The following is a 7026-nucleotide window of genomic DNA, read 5'->3' as shown; positions in this document are numbered from 1 at the left end:
CGACGCTCTTCCGATCTCTCCGCCGTGGTGCCGAGCGCCACGAGCCCCCGGGCACCGGCGGCCAGCGCCTCGCCGGCGAGCCGGGCGAGCGCGTCGGGCGCGACCCGCAGATCGTCGGTGAACGGGGTGACCAGTGGGACGAACAGACCGGTGAAGCGTGCGTCGGGCGCGGCGGGTGCATTCATGAGCCCAGCGTGACCCACAGCCACCCGGTAGATCCATTTCCGATTTCTACGCTCATACGTAAGCTCTGCTTATGCTTCTCGACGTACGCCGCCTCCACCTGCTGCGCGAACTCGACCGGCGCGGCACCATCGCGGCCGTGGCCGAGGCCCTGACCTTCACCGCCTCCGCCGTCTCCCAGCAACTGGGCGTTCTTGAGCGTGAGGCGGGGGTGCCGCTCCTTGAGCGCAGTGGCAGACGGGTCGTCCTGACGCCCGCGGGCCACCGGCTCGTCGCACACGCCGACGCCGTCATCGAACGTCTCGAACTGGCCGTATCCGAGTTGGCCGGAGCGCGTGAGGGCATCGGCGGGCCGCTGCGCATCGGGACGTTCCCGTCCGGCGGCCACGCGATCGTGCCCGCCGCGCTCGCCGAGCTGACCGCGAGGCATCCCGCCCTCGAACCGATGGTGCGGGAGATCGACTCGGCGCGGGTCTCGGACGGGCTGCGCGCCGGCGAACTCGATGTGGCCCTCGTCCACGACTACGACTTCGTGCCCGCGTCGCCCGACACCACCGTCGACCGGGTCCCCCTCCTGGAGGAGCCGATGTACCTGGCCACGGGGGCCGCTACCGACGCCGCCGACGCCGCCACGGGTGACCGCGGCGACACCCTGGCCGACCTGCTCGGGCCGTGGGCGACCTCGCCGTGGATCACCGCGCGGGACGGCACCACCGGGCACGCGACGGCCGTACGCGCCTGCCAGGCGGCCGGATTCCAGCCGCGCATCCGCCACCAGGTCAATGACTTCCGTACGGTCCTCGCGCTCGCCGCGACCGGGCAAGGCGCCGGATTCGTACCGGAGATGGCGACCGCGGACGCGCCCGACGGTGTCGTCCTGACCCGCCTGCCGCTCTACCGCCGCTCGAAGGTCGCCTTCCGCGCGGGCGGCGGCGGCCACCCGGCCATCGCCGCGTTCGTGGCGGCGGCGCGGGTGGCGGTGGGCCGCTGACCGGGCAGATGTCGGGGGGCGGATGTCAGAGGGTGGACGCCTGGGAGGGGCGGACGCCAGGGAGGGGCGGCCGCCAGAGGTCAGCCCTTCTTCGGAGCCGCCTGCTGGACCACCTCGAAGGACCAGACGGTGGACCCGCTCGCCGCGGGCTTCGGGCGTTCGCCGCCGCCCTCGCCACCGCCCTGGTGGGCCGCCTTCATCGGGCCCTCCATCCACGCCTGGAACGCGGCCTCGTCGCGCCAGCGCGTGTACACCAGGTACTGGTCGGTGCCCTCCAGCGGGCGCAGCAGCTCGAACCACTCGAAGCCGTCCGAGCTCTCCACGGCGCCCGCGCGCGAGGCGAACCGCTTCTCCAGGACTTCCCGCTGCTCGTCGGGAACGGTGAGGGCGTTGATCTTCACGATGCTCATGAGCCCATCCTGCCGCAGCGGCCCCCAGGACTACAGGCGCCCCTGCCGTTCCTCCCGCACATCCCGCGACTGCCTCGCCTGCCGCCACTGCCGCACGATCTCGTCCACGTCGTACGGCTTCAGGCCCAGCGGCGGACCCGGCGGCGGCTTGAACATCATGTCGCGGATCTTGGGGTTGAGCTCCTCGATCAACTGCCGCACGATCCGCTCCGACGGCGCGGCGAGCGCCTTCGCGAGGGTGTCCTCGGCCTCCTTGCGCAGGGCGAGGGAGGGAGGCAGTACCGAGATGCCCTCGCGGGCCATCTTCCGTTTGATCCACCAGTTCTCGTCGTACGCGCAGACGGACTCGGCGGACGGGTCGAAGGGTTTGCCCGCGCCGGGCAGCGCGTCGAAGTCGCCGCGGTTCTCGGCGTCGCGGATCTGTTTTTCGACGAATGACTCGAAGCTGGCGTCCGGCGGTTTGCGTTCGGTCATGATGTCAGTGTCCCAAAAGGTTCGCTGCGGGTACGAAGGCACGGGGGAACGGGGAGCGCGGTGCTCGAACTGACCATGGCCACGGTGGCCGGAAGCGACGCGGGGGCCACGGCAGGCATGGTGCTCGCCGAGGCCGAGAGCACGCCGGGGGCCGTGCTGCGGGTGGGACGGGACGGGGCGGTGTGCCGCCTGGTGACGCCCGAGGACTGGCTGTTCGTCTCGCGGGTGCACCTGGAGTTCCGGTGCGGCAGCGGCGGCGAGTGGAGCGTGCACTGGATCCGGGGCTCCCAGCCCGATCCGGCCGCCGAGGTGCGGCTGCGTCTCGGGGAGCGGGGGCCGGTGCGGGCCGTCCCGTACGGCGGAGTGGTGGAGCTGCCGCGCGGCGGCTCCGGGGAGGTCGTCGTCCTCGACCGGGGCGGGCCGCGCAGCGTCAACGTCGGCTTCTATCACGAGGGTTAGCGGTCGTCCGGTCGTCCGGTCGTCCGTCGTCCGGCTGTCCCGTCGGTCAGTCGCGTACGAGGGCGATCGCCATGCCGTCCCAGCCCTTCGCGCCCACCGTCTGGATCGCCGTGGCGTCCAGTTTCGGGTGCTCGGCGAGGAGTTCGAGGGCGCCGCGCGTGCCGACGACGTCCGGCTCGGTGTTCTGCGCGTCCAGGATGCGGCCCTCGCGCACCACGTTGTCGATGACGATCACGCTGCCGGGCCGGGTCAGGCGCAGCGCCCACTCCAGGTAGTGCGCGTTGTTGGCCTTGTCGGCGTCGATGAAGACCAGGTCGAACGGGTTGTCGGCGTGGTCGGCCGCGACCTGCGGGAGCGAGTCGAGGGCCGGGCCCACGCGGATGTCGACGACCTTGTCGAGGCCCGCGCGGGCGACGTTGGCGCGGGCGACCTCGGCGTGCTTCTGGTTGTACTCCAGGCTGACCAGCGTGCCGTCCTCCGGGAGGGCACGGGCCAGCCAGATGGTGCTGTAGCCGCCCAGGGTGCCGATCTCCAGGGCGCGGCGGGCGCCCCGGAGCCGTGCCAGCAGGTGCAGCAGCTTGCCGCCCGTCGCCGTCACCGCGATCTGCGGGAGGCCGTGGGCTTCGCCGGCCGCGAGCGCCTCGGACAGGGCGGGGTCCTCCGGGGCGAGGAGGCCGGACAGGTAGGCGTCGACAGCGGGTGCCTGTGCGGGTTGTGTGGTCATACGCGGCAGCGTAGGGCCAAGTCCGCGCCGGCGTCCGGTCACACCGCCGGGGGCGACCCGGGAAGCGGCCGGCCCGCCGACTCCCGCATGCGCCAGGCCGCGACGCCGCCGATCACGGCCGCCGCCATCATGTAGTAGGCCGGGATCATCAGGTTGCCCGTCGCCGCGACCAGGGCCGCCGCCACCAGCGGGGTGGTGCCGCCGAACAGGGAGACCGACAGGTTGAAGCCGACCGACAGGGAGCCGTAGCGGACCTTGGTCGGGAACAGGGCGGGCAGCGCCGACGGCATCGACGACGTGAAGCCGACCAGGAGCAGGCCGAGCACCGCGAGGCCCAGGGCGATCGCCCACGTGGAGCCCTGCCGGACGAGCAGCACCGCCGGGACGGACAGGAGCACGAAGCCCGCGCAGGCCGCGCCGATCACCTTCCGGTGGCCGAACCGGTCGTTGGCCGCGCCCATGGGGATCTGTACGGCCATCATCAGCAGCATCACGCCGATGAGGATCAGCGTGCCGTGCGTGGCGTCGTAGCCCAGCTCCTCGCTCAGGAACGTCGGCATGTAGGACAGCAGCATGTAGTCGGTGACGTTGAAGACGAGGACGAGCGCGACACACAGCGCCATCGCGTCGCCCGCGCCCTTGCCGACGAACATGTCCTTGAACCTCGGCTTCGGCTGCCGTTTCTGCTGGGTCTCGGCCTGCTCGGTGAGCTCCCGGAACGCCGGGGTCTCCTCGAGCCTCATCCGCACGTACAGGCCGATCAGGCCGACGGGACCCGCGACGAGGAACGGCAGGCGCCAGCCCCAGCCGTACAGGTCGCCGTCCGGGAGAACGGTCGTGAGCAGGGTCGCGAGGCCCGCGCCCGCCACGTAGCCGATCAGCGTGCCGAACTCCAGGAAGCTGCCGAAGAACCCGCGGCGCCCGTCGGGCGAGTACTCGGCGATGAAGGTGCACGCGCCGCCGTACTCACCACCCGTGGAGAAGCCCTGCACCATGCGCGCCACGATCAGCAGCACCGGCGCCCACACGCCGATCCGGTCGTACGACGGGATCAGACCGATCGAGAACGTGCCCGCCGCCATCATGATCATGGTGATGGCGAGGACGCGCCGGCGGCCGATGCGGTCGCCGAGCGGGCCGAAGAAGGCGCCGCCCACGGGGCGGATGAGGAAGGCGGCGGCGAAGGTGCCGAGCGTCGAGAGGACCTGGGCGGTGCCGGACGCCGTCGGGAAGAAGACATGGCCGAGCGTCACGGTCAGATAGCCGTAGACGCCGAAGTCGAACCACTCCATCGCGTTGCCGAGTGCCGCCGCCTTCACCGCGCGCCTGACCAAAGAAGGATCGGTGACGGTGACGGTCGTGCCGGTTCCCGGGCCGCGGCCCCCGGCGCCCGCCGGGGCCCGCTCGGTACTCGGTGCGACGGATGCGGCGGCCAAGAGTCCTTCGCCTGCCTTTCATTGAGCGGGACATGAACGGTGCCGCTCGCACGGAACGGAACGAATAGGACCATAAGGGTGCACGGCGTGCGCACAGGTAGTGTTCAGTCCACCGCGCAGCGTACGGAAAGCGTTTCTGGCCTGGCAGAACGCGGAACGTTCCGCGCCTCACACGCGGCGGATCTTGTGACGTATGTCGCGGAACCGAGCGGACAGTCAGGTGAAGCAAGGGTTGCCTGCGTCCCAACCCGAAGGTGGTGCGAACCTCTGAGGGGCCAGGAACGGCCGGGAAAGCTTCAGGGCGGGAGGGCGGACGACAGGTGGCGAACGTGGAGCAGCAAGGGCCGTCGGCAGGCAGGCTCGGCGCGGCGCGCGCCGCCCTGTGGCTGGTCGCCGCCGTGCTGGCGGTGCGGCAGCTCGTGGCCGTGCTCAGCACACCGCGCGGCGAGCGCCTCACCGACCTGGAGACCTGGATCGGCCCGCACGGCGTGCTGCACGTCAGCGGCTCGCTCTACGACGCGCCCGACCGGTTCTCCGGCACCCCCTTCGCCGGGCTCGTCCTCAAACCGCTCACCCGCGCCGCCGAGCAGGCCCTCGGCTGGGGCTGGACGTTCGGCTCGCTCGCCCTGGTCGTCGTACTCGGCCTGGTCGCCGCGCGCGCACTGCCACGGCCGGTCTCCCGGCGTACGTCCCTGCTGGCCGCGCCCGTCGCGATCAGCCTGCTCATGCTCTCGCTGCCGGTGCGCAACGCGTTCACCACCGGTCAGACCAGCATCATCCCCGTCCTGCTCGTCCTGGTCGCCTGCTTCACCGTGCGCGGCGAGCAGGCGTCCGGTGAGCAGACGTCCGGCGCGCTGATCGGCGTGGCCGCCGCCCTGCAGCCGACCGTGCTGCTGTTCGCGCCGCTGCTGTGGTTCTCCGGCCGAAGGCGCGCCGCCGTCACCGCGGCGGGCACGTTCGCCGCCGCCACCGCCCTCGCCTGGGCCGCCATGCCGCACGACTCGTGGGCGTACTGGGTGCACCACATGGCGGGCGCCGGGCTGAGCGCCGACCCGGCGGCCGGCGCCAACCAGTCGCTGCACGGCATGCTGCTCCGCTTCGGTCTCACCGGACCCCTGGAGATCGCGCTCTTCCTGATCCTGTCCGTCACCGTCGCCGCGCTCGGCCTGCGTCGCGCCGTGCGCTACGCGCGCGACGGACAGCTGCTGCTCGCCGTCTCCGTCACCGGGTGCGTCGCCGTCGCCGTGTCGCCCACCGCCTGGCAGCACCAGCTCCTGTGGGTGCTGCTCGCGGTCGTCGGCCGGGTCGGCAGGCGGGCCGCCGACCGCCGCATGTGGCCCGCCCTCGTCGTCCTCTCGCTGACCCTGCCCGCCGACATGATGCTGCCGAACATGTCGGTGATGCACCCGCTGCGGGACAACGTCGTCCTGATCGCCGCGCTCGCCGCGGCCTGCGTGGTGCCCTTCCTGCCGCGCACCGCGCCCGAGTACGCGACCCCGACCCCCACCCGGTACGCCGAGCCGGGCCCGGCCCGCTGGACCTGGGTGCCGCTGCTGCCGGCGCTGCGCCGCGTCGCCCACCGCCCGAACCTGATTCTCGAACTGCTCCTGATCCGCGTCGGCTACTCCGCCTACCAGCAGGTCAGGCTCGCCGCGACCGGCGGCACCATCTCCGGCGGCCGCGCCACCGCCGAGAGACACGGGCACTGGATCCACTCGGCCGAGCGGTTCCTGCACATCGACATCGAGCGCTGGGCCAACCACACCGTCGCCCACCACATCCCGTGGTTGCGCGACTTCTTCGACTTCTACTACGAGACGTTCCACTTCCTCTTCCCGCTGACCCTGCTCGCCTTCATGTACGTCCGCCGCCCCGGCGAGTACCGCTGGGCCCGCTCCGCACTCGGCTTCGCGACGCTGCTCGCGCTCGTCGGCTTCTGGGCGTTCCCGCTGGCGCCGCCGCGGCTCATGCCGGGGCTCGGCATCATCGACACCGTCCACGGCGTGCAGGACTTCTCCAAGCCGAACTACGGCACCCTCACCCAGCTGACCAACCAGTACGCGGCGATGCCCTCGCTGCACTTCGGCTGGTCACTGTGGTGCGGTGTCGTGGTCGTGGTCCTCGGGCGGCGCTGGTGGATCAAGGCGCTCGGCCTGCTCGACCCGGCGATCACCGTCTCCGCGATCATCGCGACCGGCAACCACTGGGTGCTCGACGCGGTCGGCGGCGCGACCGTCGTCGCCGCGGGCTTCTTCCTGACGTACGTGCTTCAGGGGCCGCGGGTGCGCACCGCGGTGCGGGCCGCGCAGGACGTGGGCGGCCGGGAGAGCCCGGCCGCGGCGCAGGGAG

The 7026-nt window shown here is 72.1% G+C and carries 8 protein-coding genes; 3 read left to right on the top strand and 5 right to left on the bottom strand.

What is annotated here, in order from left to right:
* A partial coding sequence (locus tag OFY01_RS13915; RefSeq protein WP_266599739.1) for a dihydrodipicolinate synthase family protein occupies nt 1–185 on the bottom strand: 185 nt, incomplete at its 3' end.
* A 71-nt stretch (nt 186–256) separates the two neighbouring features.
* On the opposite strand from OFY01_RS13915, the gene OFY01_RS13910 reads away from it, so the two are divergent.
* The gene (locus tag OFY01_RS13910) at nt 257–1174 is read left to right on the top strand and encodes a LysR family transcriptional regulator (protein ID WP_266599737.1); all 918 of its coding nucleotides are present in this window, start codon (nt 257–259) and stop codon (nt 1172–1174) included.
* 80 nt (nt 1175–1254) lie between these two features.
* On the opposite strand, the gene OFY01_RS13905 is transcribed toward OFY01_RS13910, so the two are convergent.
* Both OFY01_RS13905 and OFY01_RS13900 read right to left on the bottom strand, forming a co-directional pair.
* Nucleotides 1255–1584: an antibiotic biosynthesis monooxygenase family protein gene (locus OFY01_RS13905; RefSeq protein WP_266599735.1), complete on the bottom strand. Its 330-nt coding sequence runs from the start codon at nt 1582–1584 to the stop codon at nt 1255–1257.
* Between the two features lie 30 nt (nt 1585–1614).
* Complete coding sequence (locus OFY01_RS13900; RefSeq protein WP_266599733.1) at nt 1615–2058, bottom strand: DnaJ family domain-containing protein; 444 nt, start codon at nt 2056–2058, stop codon at nt 1615–1617.
* Between the two features lie 60 nt (nt 2059–2118).
* Here OFY01_RS13900 and OFY01_RS13895 point away from each other — a divergent pair, with 60 nt between their 5' ends.
* On the top strand, nt 2119–2517 hold the full coding sequence (locus OFY01_RS13895; protein ID WP_266599731.1) for a hypothetical protein: 399 nt from the start codon (nt 2119–2121) through the stop codon (nt 2515–2517).
* 46 nt (nt 2518–2563) lie between these two features.
* Here OFY01_RS13895 and OFY01_RS13890 read toward each other — a convergent pair whose 3' ends face one another.
* Nucleotides 2564–3241 carry an O-methyltransferase gene (locus OFY01_RS13890; RefSeq protein WP_266599729.1) on the bottom strand — a complete coding sequence of 226 codons (678 nt, stop codon included), beginning with the start codon at nt 3239–3241 and terminating at the stop codon, nt 2564–2566.
* A gap of 38 nt (nt 3242–3279) precedes the next feature.
* Nucleotides 3280–4677, bottom strand: coding sequence for an MFS transporter (locus OFY01_RS13885; RefSeq protein WP_266599727.1), 1398 nt, complete (start codon nt 4675–4677; stop codon nt 3280–3282).
* 320 nt (nt 4678–4997) lie between these two features.
* Between OFY01_RS13885 and OFY01_RS13880 the strand changes: the two genes are divergently transcribed.
* Nucleotides 4998–7026, top strand: a 2029-nt coding sequence (locus OFY01_RS13880) for a bifunctional glycosyltransferase 87/phosphatase PAP2 family protein (protein ID WP_266599725.1), incomplete at its 3' end; no start/stop codon positions are given.

Origin of the sequence: Streptomyces beihaiensis (assembly GCF_026274175.1) — a bacterium.
GTDB lineage: Bacteria > Actinomycetota > Actinomycetes > Streptomycetales > Streptomycetaceae > Streptomyces > Streptomyces beihaiensis.
Note: the sequence above shows the minus strand (reverse complement) of the source record. Positions and strands in the feature narration are given on the sequence as shown.